The sequence below is a fragment of the Ectobacillus antri genome (assembly GCF_003852715.1).
Classification (GTDB): domain Bacteria; phylum Bacillota; class Bacilli; order Bacillales; family Bacillaceae_G; genus Ectobacillus; species Ectobacillus antri.
The window spans coordinates 1-16,693 of sequence record NZ_RIAV01000007.1; the positions used below are offsets into that span (position 1 = coordinate 1).

The 16,693-nt window shown below is 41.9% G+C and carries 20 protein-coding genes and 1 riboswitch; of the genes, 4 read left to right on the top strand and 16 right to left on the bottom strand.

Annotated features, from left to right (window positions below; all coding sequences use genetic code 11):
- Positions 1–182 precede the first annotated feature (182 nt).
- Positions 183–449 carry a DUF3055 domain-containing protein gene (locus EEJ45_RS08740; RefSeq protein WP_124564432.1) on the top strand — a complete coding sequence of 89 codons (267 nt, stop codon included), beginning with the start codon at positions 183–185 and terminating at the stop codon, positions 447–449.
- A gap of 30 nt (positions 450–479) precedes the next feature.
- Here EEJ45_RS08740 and EEJ45_RS08745 read toward each other — a convergent pair whose 3' ends face one another.
- Complete coding sequence (locus EEJ45_RS08745) at positions 480–779, bottom strand: YutD family protein (protein ID WP_124564433.1); 300 nt, start codon at positions 777–779, stop codon at positions 480–482.
- Between the two features lie 119 nt (positions 780–898).
- Between EEJ45_RS08745 and EEJ45_RS08750 the strand changes: the two genes are divergently transcribed.
- Positions 899–1,516, top strand: coding sequence for a YhcN/YlaJ family sporulation lipoprotein (locus tag EEJ45_RS08750; protein ID WP_124564434.1), 618 nt, complete (start codon positions 899–901; stop codon positions 1,514–1,516).
- A gap of 38 nt (positions 1,517–1,554) precedes the next feature.
- Here EEJ45_RS08750 and lipA read toward each other — a convergent pair whose 3' ends face one another.
- Positions 1,555–2,448 carry a lipoyl synthase gene (gene lipA, locus EEJ45_RS08755; protein WP_124564435.1) on the bottom strand — a complete coding sequence of 298 codons (894 nt, stop codon included), beginning with the start codon at positions 2,446–2,448 and terminating at the stop codon, positions 1,555–1,557.
- A 173-nt stretch (positions 2,449–2,621) separates the two neighbouring features.
- On the opposite strand from lipA, the gene EEJ45_RS08760 reads away from it, so the two are divergent.
- The gene (locus EEJ45_RS08760; RefSeq protein WP_380017877.1) at positions 2,622–3,665 is read left to right on the top strand and encodes a M23 family metallopeptidase; all 1,044 of its coding nucleotides are present in this window, start codon (positions 2,622–2,624) and stop codon (positions 3,663–3,665) included.
- 13 nt (positions 3,666–3,678) lie between these two features.
- Here EEJ45_RS08760 and yunB read toward each other — a convergent pair whose 3' ends face one another.
- The 12 genes from yunB to EEJ45_RS08820 all read right to left on the bottom strand — a co-directional run bounded on the left by yunB (position 3,679) and on the right by EEJ45_RS08820 (position 15,354).
- The gene (yunB, locus tag EEJ45_RS08765; protein ID WP_124564436.1) at positions 3,679–4,446 is read right to left on the bottom strand and encodes a sporulation protein YunB; all 768 of its coding nucleotides are present in this window, start codon (positions 4,444–4,446) and stop codon (positions 3,679–3,681) included.
- A 51-nt stretch (positions 4,447–4,497) separates the two neighbouring features.
- Complete coding sequence (locus EEJ45_RS08770; protein WP_124564437.1) at positions 4,498–4,800, bottom strand: YunC family protein; 303 nt, start codon at positions 4,798–4,800, stop codon at positions 4,498–4,500.
- Positions 4,801–4,848: 48 nt separating this feature from the next.
- The gene (locus EEJ45_RS08775; RefSeq protein WP_281274446.1) at positions 4,849–6,237 is read right to left on the bottom strand and encodes a bifunctional metallophosphatase/5'-nucleotidase; all 1,389 of its coding nucleotides are present in this window, start codon (positions 6,235–6,237) and stop codon (positions 4,849–4,851) included.
- Positions 6,238–6,394: 157 nt separating this feature from the next.
- On the bottom strand, positions 6,395–7,792 hold the full coding sequence (gene sufB, locus EEJ45_RS08780) for a Fe-S cluster assembly protein SufB (RefSeq protein WP_124564438.1): 1,398 nt from the start codon (positions 7,790–7,792) through the stop codon (positions 6,395–6,397).
- Positions 7,793–7,816: 24 nt separating this feature from the next.
- Positions 7,817–8,251, bottom strand: a complete 435-nt coding sequence (gene sufU / locus EEJ45_RS08785) for a Fe-S cluster assembly sulfur transfer protein SufU (protein WP_124564439.1) — start codon at positions 8,249–8,251, stop codon at positions 7,817–7,819.
- Entirely contained in the window at positions 8,241–9,461 is a 1,221-nt protein-coding gene (locus EEJ45_RS08790) for a cysteine desulfurase (RefSeq protein ID WP_124564440.1), read from the bottom strand. The genes sufU and EEJ45_RS08790 overlap by 11 nt, the downstream gene beginning before the upstream one ends.
- Complete coding sequence (gene sufD, locus EEJ45_RS08795) at positions 9,461–10,747, bottom strand: Fe-S cluster assembly protein SufD (RefSeq protein ID WP_124564441.1); 1,287 nt, start codon at positions 10,745–10,747, stop codon at positions 9,461–9,463. Before sufD ends, EEJ45_RS08790 begins: the two co-directional genes overlap by 1 nt.
- A 15-nt stretch (positions 10,748–10,762) precedes the next feature.
- Positions 10,763–11,545, bottom strand: coding sequence for a Fe-S cluster assembly ATPase SufC (gene sufC, locus EEJ45_RS08800; protein WP_124564442.1), 783 nt, complete (start codon positions 11,543–11,545; stop codon positions 10,763–10,765).
- Between the two features lie 283 nt (positions 11,546–11,828).
- Positions 11,829–12,632 (bottom strand): methionine ABC transporter substrate-binding lipoprotein MetQ, encoded by an 804-nt coding sequence (gene metQ, locus EEJ45_RS08805; RefSeq protein ID WP_124564443.1) that lies wholly within the window; start codon positions 12,630–12,632, stop codon positions 11,829–11,831.
- Between the two features lie 74 nt (positions 12,633–12,706).
- Entirely contained in the window at positions 12,707–13,372 is a 666-nt protein-coding gene (locus EEJ45_RS08810; protein WP_124564444.1) for a methionine ABC transporter permease, read from the bottom strand.
- Entirely contained in the window at positions 13,365–14,390 is a 1,026-nt protein-coding gene (locus EEJ45_RS08815) for a methionine ABC transporter ATP-binding protein (RefSeq protein ID WP_124564445.1), read from the bottom strand. The genes EEJ45_RS08810 and EEJ45_RS08815 overlap by 8 nt, the downstream gene beginning before the upstream one ends.
- A 140-nt stretch (positions 14,391–14,530) precedes the next feature.
- Positions 14,531–14,640, bottom strand: a riboswitch (SAM riboswitch).
- A gap of 150 nt (positions 14,641–14,790) precedes the next feature.
- Entirely contained in the window at positions 14,791–15,354 is a 564-nt protein-coding gene (locus EEJ45_RS08820; RefSeq protein ID WP_124564446.1) for a cysteine hydrolase family protein, read from the bottom strand.
- A 145-nt stretch (positions 15,355–15,499) separates the two neighbouring features.
- Between EEJ45_RS08820 and EEJ45_RS08825 the strand changes: the two genes are divergently transcribed.
- Positions 15,500–15,925 carry an Lrp/AsnC family transcriptional regulator gene (locus tag EEJ45_RS08825; protein WP_124564549.1) on the top strand — a complete coding sequence of 142 codons (426 nt, stop codon included), beginning with the start codon at positions 15,500–15,502 and terminating at the stop codon, positions 15,923–15,925.
- A 28-nt stretch (positions 15,926–15,953) separates the two neighbouring features.
- Here EEJ45_RS08825 and EEJ45_RS08830 read toward each other — a convergent pair whose 3' ends face one another.
- Entirely contained in the window at positions 15,954–16,280 is a 327-nt protein-coding gene (locus EEJ45_RS08830; RefSeq protein ID WP_124564447.1) for a hypothetical protein, read from the bottom strand.
- Between the two features lie 110 nt (positions 16,281–16,390).
- Complete coding sequence (locus EEJ45_RS08835; protein WP_124564448.1) at positions 16,391–16,690, bottom strand: thioredoxin family protein; 300 nt, start codon at positions 16,688–16,690, stop codon at positions 16,391–16,393.
- Positions 16,691–16,693: the final 3 nt, after the last annotated feature.

The window sequence follows — 16,693 nt, forward strand, 5'->3', positions numbered from 1 at the left end:
AGCATAATCATATATAGAGCATGGAATAGGCTCGATAGCTAAGTCAATTTCGTACCGTGAGGTACGATTACCTTAGAAGCCCCCACCTCTAAGCGAAGCGTAGGTGGCGGGTAGTTCACCGACTGTGCAAGCTTTCTCTGTTATAGTGATACTAACTACTATTTCGTTAAGGAGTGACTTATATGTCAGAGCGCTTTTTTTTATACGATGAAACCGTAACAACACAAACTCGGTTTGTCAGCTTCGTCGGGGAGAATCAACGCCACGATCTGGCCTTGGTGTTTTCAGACCGTTATTATGGCAAAGTACTTGTTCTGGATATTTTGCGCAACCTGTTTGCAATTATTGGCCGCGATGATTTAGACGAGCCGGGTTATCTCGAATATGCCTACAAAATGGACGAAGAAACAGCTGAAGAGCTTCGGCAATTTCTATATGAAATCATGTGAAAATAAGCGTGCCGCAACTGCGCAGCACGCTTATTTTTTTACTTTCCTCAACACAAAGTAGGCACAGCCAAAGTTACAAAATTCATATAAATATTCGGACAATGTACTGATACGGGTATCGTACGTAGAACGCTGGTTTTGATCTTCAAAAAAACCGCGCAAGCGCAACTGGCTGTAACCCCAATCTCCTACGATGTAATCATATTTATTTAAAATCTCCGCATATCGCCCCTTAAATGCTTCTTCATTAAAGCCATTGCGGTAATCCTGAATAAGTTCATACGTCATGTTATTTATTAAGATAGTCTGTTTCACCTCATGCTTTTCCATATCCAAAAGATCCTCTCTGCACAGTATTATCCTAATCCTACCACAAACGAAGGCAACCAACAATTTCTAAGTTGAAAAAACCTCAGTTAACAAATGATAAGGATAAGGAGGTGGAATCATTGCAAAAATACTTGTTTCCAGCGCTCACCGGTTTATTATTGCTCAGCGCTTGTCAAATAAACAATGCTGCTGAAATGAAGCCGCAAAATGCAATTCCCGAAGATCAGGGTGGTAGCGTATTGCTATCCAATAAAAAGGATATTTATGAGCAACGCTCTATGAATGGAAAGCTGGATTACAATACAACAAAGCTTGGCTATTCTCGTCAGCAAAAAAACAATCTAACAAGCGCTAACGATACAAGCCGAGTCGCTTACGTCAACCGTGAAAATTTGGCCAATATCATTACAGATATGGAAGTAAAATTACCAGATGTCACAGACGCCGCTACGCTGGTAACAGATGACGAGATATTTGTTTCGTATCGCGCCAATACGACGGATCCAAAGTTGGTCGCAGATCAAGTGAAAAAAACAGCGCTCTCGGTTGTGCCCAGCTACTATCATGTCTACGTTTCCGATGATACAAAAATTATGTCTCAAATGGAAGGCTTGAAGTCAGGACATTTAACAGATAAAGAATACGCAGGAACTGTTGATATGTTAATTCGCGAAATGCAAAAGAATCCCCATATCAACAACCAACAGGACGATACTATGCACACCAAGATGAAATAGTAATAAAGAGGATGTTCCGTTACGGAACATCCTCTTGTTTAGTTTGCTTTAGCGTTTTCTTGCGCAGATTTTACTTGTTCATCCGCATGATAGGAAGAACGTACTAACGGACCTGCTTCACAGTGACTGAAGCCTTTGCTTAATGCAATTTCCTTCAATTCGGCAAATTCGGCCGGAGACCAATACTTCACAACCGGTAGATGCTTTTTAGACGGCTGTAAATATTGTCCGAGTGTTAAGATATCTACATGATTTGCGCGAAGGTCATCCATCGCTTCAATAATTTCTTCTTTTGTTTCCCCAAGACCAATCATAATGCTTGATTTTGTAGGAATGTCTGGTTGCATTTCTTTGGCACGGCGCAAAAATTCAAGTGAGCGTTCGTACTTCGCTCTTGCGCGAACACGGTCGGAAAGGCGACGAACCGTCTCGATATTATGGTTTAAAATATCAGGACGTGCATCCATCAATATTTTTAAGTTTTCATATACCCCGCCCATATCCGATGGCAAGACTTCAATAGATGTGAATGGGTTTTTACGGCGTACGGCACGTACTGTCTCAGCAAACACACCTGCACCGCCATCTTTTAAGTCATCACGTGCCACTGCTGTAATAACAACATGCTTTAAGTTCATATCTACAACAGAGTCTGCAACGCGCTCCGGCTCTTGTAGGTCAAGTTCCGTCGGTAAGCCTGTTTTAACCGCACAGAAGCGGCAGGCACGCGTACAAATATCACCTAAAATCATAAATGTCGCAGTACGTCTAACCGCCCAGCATTCGTGAATGTTTGGGCACTTTGCTTCTTCACACACCGTGTGTAGCTTCTTAGAACGCATCATGCGCTTTAAGTCATTGTAGTTTTCGTTCGTGTTCAACTTAATTTTTAACCACTCTGGTTTGCGTATATGCTCGGTTGTTTTTGTCATGTTAATCACTCCGCACTTTAAAATAAGCTCGTTCCACTTTCTTCACTTTACCATATCTCCCGAAATGAAACAAAAGGAAATGCTCAAATGTGGTTTTTTACCATTGATTTACTATTATGAAACGGCGTGTAAATCCCACACTATATATAGTAGCATGGAAAGGAGACAATTTCGTGTGTAAATATTTCATATCATTTCTAATTGTTAGTTTGCTTCTTCCGCTCGGAAAAGTATACGGGGAATTCGAGGAACACATAGCCGAGCTTGATCAAAACTTACAGGCTGTCTCTGGTGCTTCGGAACTTGAAGAAATTTATAAGGAACGCATGACACTTTATAAACAAATGGAAGCTCTCTCTCTTATTCCGTGGGAATATTATGCGGCGATTGATCAGTACGAACGTAATGTTCGGAGTGTGCGCCGTGATATCCCTAAAAAGGAAACCGGGGTGATTTCCATTTATTTTACACCGGAATGGTGGGGTGGCTATATCAATCCGAATCAGGATGATAAAAATCCCTATACCATAGGCTTGTACGGTGGTATGGGCCGAGATGGTGACGGTGATGGGTATGCAGATCGCAACAACGACAAAGACATTTTATATACAATGTCCACTGTTCTTGGACAATTCGGCAATGACCGTGAACATATCAAAATTATGCTGTGGGAGCATTACAAGCGCTCCAAAACAGTTGATATGATTATAGGATATGCCAAGATGTTTAAACATTATAAACGTCTTGATGTAATTGGAAATGCATTTCCCATGCCTGTTCGTAGCAACCATAGCTACCGCAGTACATTTGGTGACCGCCGCAGCTTTGGCGGACGACGTATGCATGAAGGAACGGATATTTTTGCGGGCTATGGTGTACCGGTTCGTGCAACCTGCTATGGTATTGTCGAGCTAAAGGGATGGAACCGACTTGGCGGCTGGCGTATCGGTATTCGCGATTTACAAAATAACTATCACTACTACGCTCATCTCGGCGGATTCTCAAAGGATGTACAGATAGGGAAAATTGTTGAACCTGGAAAAGTCATTGGCTTTGTCGGCAGCTCAGGCTATGGACCGCCGGGCACTTCTGGCAAATTCCCACCTCATTTGCATTACGGTATGTATAAAGATAATGGACGTATCGAGTGGGCATTTGATCCTTATATTCATCTTGCCAATTGGGAACGGAAAGAATGGGCAAAATTAAAACGCTAAAGAGACCCACTCTTTAGCGTTCTTTTTTAGCGGGAGGCAAAGCTGGTACAGCTCCATTTTGACCACCATTGTAATAATCAGGTACCTCACCTTGAATGGCACTTAACGCAATTGGGATGTCTGTTTTCACAACTGTTTCCTTTGTCTCAAATGGGATGATGACTTGCATGCTGACTTCTACCTCTACCACAACCTCCACAAGTGCATTATTAATACCGTACGTTTTAGCTTCTCGCTTAATACTTGTTTTTACATCACCTATTGTGGTAAATGTAACCGGTATTTTAGGACCTAAGTTTCCTAGAAGCGCATTTTTTGTCACCTGTCCAAGTGGGACCGCAAATAGAATTCCTTCGTCCTCCAAGCTCTTAGCCAAGTTGATTTTTGGCTCCCCACGAATGCCTAATTTGTCTATTTCACCGCGTTCTGCCATATGCAGATATCGTTCCACTGCTTTTGTAATCGCATTTTGCGTACGGTTTACTGCATCGGCACTAAATTCAATGGTCGATACCTTGCCTTGATTGTCCATTCGCGTCGTAAACATAGGTGCGTTGCTGCTTCCCACTTCCATCTGCTCGTTAATCGCTTTTGTAATAATAACATTGGCTAAGCGCTTCGTTTGTGTTTGGGCATAGGTCATGAGTGTCGGTTCAATGCTTTTGTTGACGAGCCATATACCTTGTAGCGCCAACACCACGAAAATAACAGCAGAGATGAGCAAAACGTGCCGAAACGGGAGGGGCCCTCGTCGAAAACGTGTTGTCTTAAATTTGCGCAAAAAAATCCCCCTTTCTTACTTTCATATGTATGCAAGAAAGGAGGACAATATCTAAATCATTTTTAGCAGTGCGTCCTTGCCGATTGTGCCAGCTGTAATACCTAATCGTTCTGCTTCATGGGTAACAGACTCAAGCGGCGCATTGAGCAGCTGCTCAATCGTCCGAACGCCAACAGCTCTCCCAGCAATAATCCCGCGGTCCTTTAGTTTTTCATTTAACAATCCAACATCAAGCGCACCGCACATAATATAGCCTTTATCACTCATCACAGCAAGCAAATTCGTTTTCGGCAGCTGCACACTTACAGCGATAAACGTATATGTTTCAATTACAATAGGTTCTACATGCATCATACTGCTTCCCTCCTCTTCTTTATCTGTATGAAGGTAAGGAAACGATGGTTACGAATTTACAGAGGAACGTACAAGCGTGTCTTCTAGCACATCGCGCAGAAGCTCTGGCATATAATATCGTTTTTCCGGCGCTAAGGCCAGTTCTGGATAAATATAGCCAAAAGTAAACATATCTATTGTTCCTACCGCATACATGCGCTGTAGGTCAAGCGGCTCGCTATTTACAAGAATTTCCTCCAGCAACTTTTTATTACCAGGTATATTGTCTCGAATGATTTGCACGCCATCAAAAATCATTTTTCCCATAATTTTTCCACGAAAGCCAAGGCCCTTGATCTCCATTTGCTCTGTTTGCGGACGAATTGCTTTTATAATTACATCGCGTAGCGTTTTTCCCGTAATAAGCAAACGGCAGGGGTTAATTGGATGCGGACAAATGCGGTGGATATCTCCTTTGGTGACCGTTCCTGCAGGTAGCGACTCTAGCAGAACACCGGCGTTGACCATTCCGATTTCTGCATCGCACCATTTTTTTAAAGACGATGCAAGCAGGCTTGTAAATTCTGTTTCAGCAAACCAATCAACAGGTAGCGCATGTGGTAAAACGGTGACTTTTTCTTGTAAAATGAGCCGGCTTTGCTCTTGTAGAACGTCTAAGCGAGTATCTGCATGATAGCCACCGAGTTGATTGACAGATAGCGTAGAAGCCCGCTTTTGCAGTATTTCCTTGGACTCTACATCAATCTCAAGCTGCACATGTCCCACATATTGTCCCCATTTTCCTGTGCAGCAGAGTAGCGTATCATTTACTAGCATGCCCTTTTCAAAAAAGTGATGGGTATGCGCACCTAGTATGACATCAATATCATAATGCGTGGCAATGTATTCATCTTCATTGCGACCTAAATGCGACAAAAGTACTACTACATCGGCTTTTTGTCGTACTTCTTGCAAGCATTTCTCCAGCGCTACAATTGGGTCGGTAATGGACCACCCCAGCTTTGCATAAAAGTCTGGATAAGCCACAGTTACACCAATAAACGCAATGGTAAGGCCTGCTGTTTCTTCTATGTGATACGGGCGCACCCAATGCGGTCTTGTACCATCTTGATGAAACAAATTGGCGACTAGCACTGGAAATTCAGCTTTTGTATACAAACGTTCTAGCTCTTCTTTTGGCAATGTAATGCCTTCATTATTGCCGATAGTGACAAAATCATAGCCAGCCTCATTTAGAAGTTCAACATTTCCTCTACCTGCAGTTGCTTCTGAAATCGTATGATAACGATCCACATGATCGCCAATGTCCAATATAAATACAGGGCTACCACTGACACGATGGCGTTCCTTCTCCTGCTGCATAAATCCAGCAATCGGGTTCCAACTTTCAAAATGACTATGTAAATCGTTTGTGTGATACAAATGAATGGTTACCAAAGTAATCCGCTCCTCTCGCGCAACATCGGTAGCTTGTACACATATTGCGGCAACAGCTTGTATGTGTTATTTCTAGCCTATGCGCAATAGGTGCACTTCATTATAGGCGTTTTCTTTATTGTACAAAAAAACGCCCGCTATCGCAGGCGTTTTTTCATTAACCGATAGAACCTTCCATCTCGAACTTGATTAGACGGTTCATTTCAACCGCGTACTCCATCGGCAATTCACGTGTGAATGGCTCGATAAAGCCCATTACGATCATTTCTGTTGCTTCTTGCTCAGAAATACCGCGGCTCATGAGGTAGAACAATTGCTCTTCAGATACTTTAGACACTTTCGCTTCGTGCTCTAAAGAGATATTGTCGTTCATGATTTCGTTATATGGAATTGTATCAGATGTAGACTCATTATCCATCAGCAATGTATCACATTCGATGTTGGAGCGAGAGCCCTCTGCTTTACGACCGAAATGAACGATACCGCGGTATGTTACCTTACCGCCTTGTTTTGCGATTGATTTAGATACAATTGTAGAAGACGTGTTTGGTGCAAGATGAATCATTTTCGCCCCTGCATCCTGATGCTGCCCTTTACCTGCAATCGCAATAGATAATGTCAAACCGCGCGCGCCTTCTCCTTTTAGAATAACTGCCGGATATTTCATCGTTAGCTTAGAACCGATGTTACCGTCAATCCATTCCATTGTCGCATTCGCTTCACATACTGTACGTTTCGTAACAAGGTTGTATACGTTATTCGCCCAGTTTTGAATCGTTGTATAACGGCAGTAGCCGCCTTTTTTCACGATGATTTCAACAACCGCACTATGAAGTGAGTTTGTTGTATACACAGGCGCTGTACAACCCTCTACGTAGTGAACATGTGCATCTTCATCAACGATAATAAGCGTACGCTCGAATTGTCCCATGTTTTCAGAGTTGATACGGAAGTACGCTTGTAGCGGCGTATCAACCTTAACGCCTTTTGGTACGTAGATGAAAGAACCACCGGACCAAACAGCGGAATTCAGCGCTGCAAATTTGTTGTCTGTTGGCGGTACCACTTTACCGAAATGCTCGCGGAAAATATCTTCGTTTTCTTTCAAAGCGCTGTCTGTATCTTTAAAGACAATGCCTAGCTCTTCTAAGTCTTCCTTCATGTTGTGGTACACAACCTCAGACTCATACTGCGCAGATACACCCGCCAAGTATTTTTGTTCTGCTTCCGGAATACCAAGCTTATCAAACGTTGCTTTGATTTCATCCGGTACTTCATCCCAAGAACGCTCAGACTTTTCAGAAGGCTTTACGTAGTATGTGATTTCGTCAAAGTTTAAGTCGGATAAGTCTCCGCCCCACTGCGGCATAGGCAGCTTGTAGAAATGATCCAAAGATTTCAAACGGAAATCAAGCATCCATTGCGGCTCACCCTTCATGCGGGAGATTTCTTCTACGATTTCCTTTGTCAAACCGCGTTTTGCACGGAAAATGGACACGTCCTTGTCCTTAAAGCCGTATTTATAATCGCCAATATCAGGCATTTGTTTCGCCATGTCGTTTTCCCTCCTTCTAAAGCATTACTGCTGTTCGTTCAAACCCTTTTCCATCGCTTTCCACGCCAATGTCGCACATTTGATGCGCGCCGGGAACTTAGATACGCCCTGCAATGCTTCAATATCGCCTAAATCTACGCTTTCATCGTACTCTTTGCCCTGCATCATATCGGAGAAAATTTTCGCAAGCTTTAATGCTTCTTCAATTTTCTTTCCTTTAATGGCCTGTGTCATCATGGAAGCGGAGGACATAGAGATGGAACAACCTTCTCCTTCAAACTTTGTATCCTGTACAATGCCGTTTTCCACCTTCATCGTTAGCTGAATGCGGTCTCCGCATGTCGGATTGTTTAAGTTTACTGTCACGCTGTCATTTTCCAAAACGCCGCGATTGCGAGGTTTTTTATAATGATCCATGATTACCTGGCGATATAATGCATCTAGATTATTAGAAGACATTTGTGAAATACTCCTTTGTTTTGACTAGTGCTTCAACAAATGTGTCGACTTCGTCTTTTGTATTATAAATGTAGAAGCTCGCACGCGCCGTTGCCGAAGCCTTCAGCCAGCGCATAAGCGGCTGCGCGCAGTGGTGACCCGCACGAACTGCAATCCCTTCTACATCAAGCACTGTCGCCACATCGTGTGGATGCACATCATCAATATTAAACGTCACAAGACCAGCGCGATGCTTTGGTCCATAAATCGTAATGCCCTCAATTGTTGACATCCGTTCCATCGCATATTGCGCAAGCTCTTGCTCATGTCTTTCAATGTTATCCATGCCAATTTGTTCAAGGAAATCAATTGCCGCGCCCAAACCGATGGCACCACCGATAATCGGTGTACCCGCTTCAAACTTCCAAGGCAATTCCTTCCATGTAGATTCATACAAATCCACAAAATCAATCATTTCGCCGCCAAACTCAGCTGGCTCCATATTTTCTAGAATGTCTTTTTTACCATACATTACACCAACACCCGTAGGTCCACACATTTTATGGCTGGAGAACACATAAAAGTCGCAGTCCAAATCTTGTACATCAACTTTCATATGCGGTGCACTTTGCGCACCATCCACTACCATAATTGCACCGTTTTTATGAGCGATTTGCGCTAGCTCCTTGATTGGGTTGATTGTTCCTAGTACGTTGGACACATACATAATGGAAACAATTTTCGTGCTTGGTGTAATCGTTTGTTCTGCATCCGCTAGAGAAATGGTGCCGTCTGGCTGAAGAGGAATATATTTTAATGTCGCACCCGTTTTCTTTGCGACTTGCTGCCAAGGAATAATATTGGCATGGTGCTCCATATGAGAGATGACGATTTCATCGCCCTCGGTTAGGTTATCCATACCGTAGCTACTAGCAATCATATTCAGCGCCGTTGTTGTACCGCGCGTAAATACAACTTCCTCAATTGAGCTCGCATTAATAAACTTGCGAACCTTTTCACGCGCACCTTCATACGCATCGGTCGCTTTCGTACCGAGCGTATGAACACCGCGGTGCACATTGGAGTTATAACCTTTATAGTATTGATCTAAAGCCTCAATCACTTGAATGGGCTTCTGAGATGTCGCAGCGTTATCCAAATATACAAGCTGTTTGCCGTTTACTTGCTGATGCAAAATCGGAAACTGTTTGCGTATTTCTTGAATATCCATTAGCGAACTTTCCTTTCAATAATCTCTACTAACTGTGCTTTAACGCCTTCAATTGGAAGTTCATTTACAACAGGTGCCAAGAAGCCATGAATCACAAGACGCTCCGCTTCTCTTTTCGGAATACCGCGGCTCATCAAGTAATAAAGCTGTGTAGGATCTACGCGTCCAACAGAAGCAGCGTGGCCTGCCATTACATCATCTTCGTCAATTAAAAGAATCGGGTTCGCGTCACCGCGTGCTTTTTCATTCAGCATCAATACACGAGATGTTTGCTGCGCGTTAGATTTAGAAGCGCCGTGCTCGATTTTACCCACACCATTGAAAATAGATGTTGCGCTGTCTTTTTGTACACCATGCTTTAAGATAAAGCCTTCGGAGTGCTTACCGAAGTGAACAACCTTTGTTGTGAAGTTTTGTGTTTGCTCGCCGCGTCCGATTGTTACTGTTTTTGTATCTGCAAAAGAACCGTCACCGATTAAGTTTGTAATGTTTTCAGAGATTGTGTTTCCTTCGTTCATCAAGCCAAGCGCCCACTCTACACGCGCGTCACGGCCAATGAAACCGCGGCGGTTCACATATGTTGTCATGCCTTTGGCAAGCAAGTCAACCGCACCAAATTTCACCTGTGCACCCGGCTCTAAGATAACTTCTGCTACGATGTTAGCAATACCTGAAGCATTTTCATCCGCCACGTAGTTTTCTACATAAGTAAAGGAGCTGTTTGCATCTCCTACCACCAATACGTGGTTGTATGCGTTCACTTCGCCGTCCATTACATAGATTGCTTGCAGAGGTGTTTCCAATACAACGTTTTTCGGTACATATACAAATGCACCACCGTTGATAAGTGCTGCATGAAGTGCAGTAAGACGATGCTCGTCAACTTTTACGCCATCTTTCATTAAGTACTTTTGTACAAGGTCCGCATGCTCGCTTGCAGCTGTAATGATGTCTGTAAAAATAACACCTTTGTCCTGCGCTTCTTGTGAAAGCTCTGTGTATGCGCGTGTACCACTGCGCTGTACAAGAACATTCTTCGTTTCTTCCGTCAACAGCTTTTGAATGCTTTCCGGAAGCTCTTCTAGAGAGCGAACAGGCTCTTGCGTCGCTGTGCGACCTGTACCAACGAAATCCCACTTGTCAATTTTTGTTTTGTCAGGAGTCGGCATTGGCAGCGCCTCAGCTTGCGCAAGTGCTTGTAAGCGGAATTCTGTCAACCATGCCGCTTCATTGCCGGCCAATTGACGAATGTAATCTTGGTCGAATGGTAGTGTACCGATTGTCATTTATATCCCCCTCGCTTACGCTTCTTGCTCTGCTTCGTCTTCGATGCCCAATTCTTTTTTAATCCAGTCATATCCTTCTGCTTCTAGGCGTTGTGCCAACTCAGGACCACCGGATTTTACAACGCGACCGTTCATCATTACGTGTACATAATCAGGTGTGATATAGTTAAGCAGGCGTTGGTAGTGCGTGATGATTAAGCAACCAAACTCTTCGCCGCGCATTTCGTTTACACCTTTAGAAACAACTTTCAACGCATCGATATCCAAACCAGAATCAATTTCATCAAGAATGGCAATCTTCGGCTGAATCATCATCATTTGTAAAATTTCGTTACGCTTTTTCTCACCACCGGAGAAGCCTTCGTTTAAATAACGCTGTGCCATTTCCGGATTCATTTCTAAGTATTCCATATTTTTATCAAGCGTACGGATGAACTTCATCAAAGAAATTTCATCGCCTTCCTCACGACGTGCATTCATTGCAGAGCGCAAGAAGTCAGCATTTGTTACACCGCTGATTTCGCTTGGATACTGCATTGCTAAGAAAAGACCTGCGCGTGCACGCTCATCTACTTCCATTTCCAATACATCTTCACCATCAAGCGTGATGCTTCCAGATGTTACCTCATATTTAGGATGCCCCATGATTGCAGAAGATAGTGTGGATTTACCTGTTCCGTTCGGTCCCATGATTGCATGGATTTCGCCGCCCTTTACTTCCAGGTTAACTCCTTTTAAAATCTCTTTGTCGTCGATGGATACATGTAAGTCCTTGATTACTAAAGTAGAACCAGCCATTCTTATACCTCCAGTTTTCTCTATATAAATTTGAATTTCTCCTGAAAACTTATCATTCTCATTTTATTCTCATTCTTATTTTATATCAAATAAAATGATATATCAAACGGCTTTAAAATGTAACAATTTTTTCACATTTACTAGCTTTTGCATTTGTTGTTATTTATAAGCAAGGAAAGCTTCTTCTTTATGAATTCGGCCACTTTTGGCAACAATTCAGCTACTTTCTACAATAGGTGTGCAATAAAGACAAAAAGAAGCGGACAGTGCCGCCTCTTCTAGATTATTCGCTTACAGGTACAACCGCACCTTTATATTCTTTCTTAATGTAATCTTGAATTTCTTTAGAGTGTAGTACTTCAACTAGCTCTTTGATGCCTTTTTTGTCTTTGTCACCTTCGCGTACTGCGATGATGTTTACGTAAGGAGACTCAGAACCTTCTAACGCGATTGCATCTTTTTGTGGGTTTAAGCCTGCATCAATTGCATAGTTTGTGTTAATAAGAACAATGTCGCCCTCTTTGTTTTCATATACCTTCGGGAGCAAACCTGCTTCTACATCTGTTTTAAACTTTAAGTTCTTTTTGTTTTCTGCGATGTCTTTTACAGTTGCTTTTGTTTTATCAACACCATCTTTGATTTTAATCAAGCCTTCTTCTTGTAGTAGAGATAACGCACGACCATGATCCGCAACAGAGCTACTCATAATAACCTCTGCATTTTCAGGCAAATCTTTTAAGTTTTTATACTTTTTAGAGTAAATACCGATTGGCTCAATGTGAATTTTTCCTGCTACTTCGAATTTGTAGCCTTTTTCCTTCATTTGTTGCTCTAAGTAAGGAATGTGCTGGAAATAGTTTGCATCGATATCCTTGTCAGCTAGCGCTTTGTTTGGCAAGATATAATCTTGAAACTTTTTGATTTCAAGATCAATGCCCTTCTCCTCAAGAATCGGCTTTGCTTGTTCCAAAATTTCTGCGTGTGGTACGTTAGATGCACCGATTACCAGTTTATCTTCTTTTCCTCCGCAAGCAGCCAGTGAAAATGCGAATACAGCAGTAAGAGCTGTGAATAGTACTTTTTTCATGTCTCTTTATCTCCTTTTTAAAAATTTTGAATTTTGTTTTTATAAGAAACTTCGGCGCAGAGCACCAAAGTATTCTATCGTTTGTCAAGGCGTGCTGTAATTCGATCGCCAATGAATTGTAAAATAAACACAATAACCAAAATCAACACAGTGGCAACCAAGGTCACATCATTATTTGAACGCTGAAAACCTTCTAGATATGCTAAATTGCCAAGTCCTCCTGCCCCTACTACACCAGCCATCGCTGTATACCCGACAAGTGCAATTGTTGTAACGGTAATACCGGATACAAGTGCGGGCATAGATTCTGGAATCAATACTTTAAAAATAATCGTGCTTGTACTCGCCCCCATTGCGCGTGACGCTTCAATTACACCTTTATCAATTTCACGAAGCGCAATTTCCACCATACGACCATAAAACGGTGCTGCACCGATGATTAACGCAGGAAGCGCAGCATTTGCACCTAAGATTGTACCAACTATAAACTTAGTAAATGGTAACAATAAAATAATTAAAATGATGAACGGAATAGAGCGGAAAATATTCACAAAGGCGCCAATAATCGTATTGAGCGACTTGTTCTCCCAAAGGTTTCCCTTGCCCGTCATAAACAGTAGCAAACCTAGCACAAGACCAAGAATACATGTGGCAAACGCTGCAATGAGCGTCATATATATCGTTTCCCAAGAAGCAAGAGCCATTTCCGCCCAATCTACATTTGGAAATAACTTATCCATTTGTAATTACCTCCATATCTACAAGTCTTTCCTTCATGAAGGCAATTGCCTTATCAATCTCCTCTTGCGAACCATTTAATTGTACGACTAAATTGCCGTAGGAGCCGTTCGACATTTGCGAGATTTTCCCTTGCAAAATGTTCACTTCTAGATTATTGTTGCGAATCATCTCATACAAGAATGGCTGCTCAATAGACTCGCCTGTAAACTTCAGACGAACAATTCGACCGCTAGGATGTTTCTCTGTTAGGTGTTCAATTGCTTCCTTTGTATCAGCAACATCTGTTACCTGCTTAACAAAGCGCTTGGTAATTTCTTGCTGTGGATTGCGGAACACCTCAAGAACCTCACCCATCTCAACAATACGCCCCTGTTCCATCACAGCAACGCGACCGCAAAGCTTTTGGATAACATGCATTTCATGTGTGATTAAAACAATTGTTAGTCCTAAACGTTTATTAATATCCAAAAGTAAATCTAAAATTTGATCTGTTGTTTCCGGGTCTAGTGCCGAAGTAGCTTCATCGCAAAGCAATACTTTCGGATTATTGGCAAGAGCGCGTGCAATCCCCACTCGTTGCTTTTGTCCGCCGCTCAATTGTGACGGATATGCATTCTCTCTACCTTCTAGACCAACAAGACGAATCAGTTCCTCTACACGCTTTTGACGCTCCTCTTTAGCAACACCTGCAATTTCTAATGGAAATGCAATATTTTCACGAACTGTGCGCGACCATAATAGGTTAAAATGCTGAAAGATCATCCCAATTTCCTGACGCGCCTCGCGCAACTCTTTTCCTTTAATCGCAGAAATCACACGATTGCCGATTGAAATACGTCCCGATGTTGGCTTCTCAAGCTGATTCAGCATACGGATTAAAGAACTCTTACCAGCACCGCTGTAACCAATAATCCCAAAGATTTCACCGCTTTTAATCGTAAAACTCACATCCTGCACAGCCGTTACATCGCCATGCTTGGCACGATATATTTTTTGTACCTGTTCAAGTACAATCATGTTTTCACCCCATTTTCTTTATACGTATATAATCTAACCCGCAACGTCCTTCTTACAGTTGGCTTTCAGCGGCCTGTTTACATAAAAAAACCTTTCCGCGCATGAGCAGAAAGGTTTTGAGCATTCGTCAATAAGCCTTTCTCTCATCTCTCAAAGCATGCGCTTTGCAGGAATTGGCACCATTTCAACACGATTGTTGACGGTTGCCGGGCTTCACAGGGCTCAGTCCCTCCACCTCTCTTGATAAGAGAAATCAGACATAGTTGTCTGATTTATTGTATAAAAATAATATTGTTGCATGACATGATTTGAATTTTATCAATGTCTGATTATATTGTCAATACGGAAATAGTTATTTTTTCTGAGTTTTTGCATATATTGCTTCAATTACTCTACATAACTATAACGCCAAGAGTACATCTTCTGTAGTAACAATCGTTGCAAACTCTTCATGAAGGTTTACCATTGTCATATTATGAATGTCTTGTGCTTTATAAAGTCGCCCATCTGGTCCAATTCGATCAAATGTTGCAGTAGCATCAGAAACAAGAAACGGCGAAAAGCCCATATTGCCCGCCATACGTGTTGTCGTTTCTACGCAATGATTTGTCGTTAAGCCAACAATTACTACATTTTGTGCCGCTAATTCACGTAAGAGTGCTTCTAAATTCGTGTCAATGAAAGAACTATTCACTGTTTTTGTAACAACATATTCATGAGGAAGCGGCTCAAAGCCGACTTGAAACTCTCTTAATTCTCTTTCACGCACAGACCAAGTTTCAGGAGGCGTGGGTGAAATATGTTGAATAAAAATAACAGGTCTTTGAGAGTTCCGCCATCCTTCTAAAAGACGTAGCATATTCCTTTCAGCATCTAGATTGTTACGCTTTCCCCAGTGGGGCTGTAAAAAAAACTTTTGAACATCAATAATAATTAAAGGCACATTTTTGAAAAGAGTGTTCATATATCTTCCCCCATTATGTGTAATATCTTTATTTTAGTATTGATATACATCTAGTTAAACGAGATAATGAAAGTAATTCCTGGTAATCACCTAGTATTTATTAATAAATAAGCATAAAAAACTAAAATAAAAAGGAGATACTATGATTGATGAAATCGATGAACTCATTATAGAGGGCCTGCGTGAAAATGCACGTATATCTATTACAGAGTTAAGTAAACAAATTAGATTATCAGCACCATCGGTTACGGAAAGAATCAAAAAACTTGAAGATAGAGGTGTAATTGAGGGATATACAGTTAAAATTAACCACAAAAAGCTCGGTAAGCATATTACAGCATATATTTTATTCGATACACATAGATGTCAGCAGTTTGTTCAATTTTGTCAATCATATACGGACGTAACGGAATGTCATCGTCTTGCTGGTCAATACAGCTACTTAGTAAAAATCGTGACCGAGGATATAACAACTCTAGAGTCTTTTATTGATAAAGCTATGTACTACGGCAAATCTTCTACTCTCATTGTTTTATCCTCACCAATTACCCATAGGGAAACCATTAGATAAGCATAAAATCCGGCGCTACGGCCGGATTTTATGCTGCGGGACGATACAGATAAAAGAGGGATTCAAGCAGTAATAATGTACGATATGTCCCTTTATACGTTGCTCCTTTCATTCTTACGAGCATCTGCAGACGTATACCTGTTGTAAGCGATCGTAAATCATCTTCATGTGAAAATTGAAGACAATCGCTCACATCGGATGCTTCTGAAATATGCAGTCCTGTCTTAGAAATATGCAACGTACAAGCTTCGTTTCCCATATCCACACGCACCTTGATTTCCTGAAGCGGTAACAAAGGCCCTACATAATCCTGTGCATTGACGTATTCAATAAATGACAGCAATCGCTCCTTCACTTGTATCACTCCCGCACGATTTTTTATACTTATTCCCTATTCGTGCGGCTTGTTCCTTGTCTAATCACTCGACAAATTCCCTTGTATTTCCCAAGAAATATGTCGAGCTGTCATTTTAGCTCATCATACAAATAATTCACTGATTGAAACGCATAAATTTGCTTGTCCACTTTTCCTTCGTGAAGCACCAATAAGCAAGGTACGCTTGCGATTTCATATGTACGCGCCAAATCTGGCGCATAGTTGAGATCTACCATACCAATTTCTAATTCAGGCAAAGCCGCTTCCACAACCGTCAGCATTTTTTTCGCAAGCTGACATGTTCCGCAAAGCGGCGTATGCGCATATAACACTGTCTTACCAGGCTCAATCGCCCGTTTCATTGCTTCTTGTTCCGTCCACTCTATCATGCT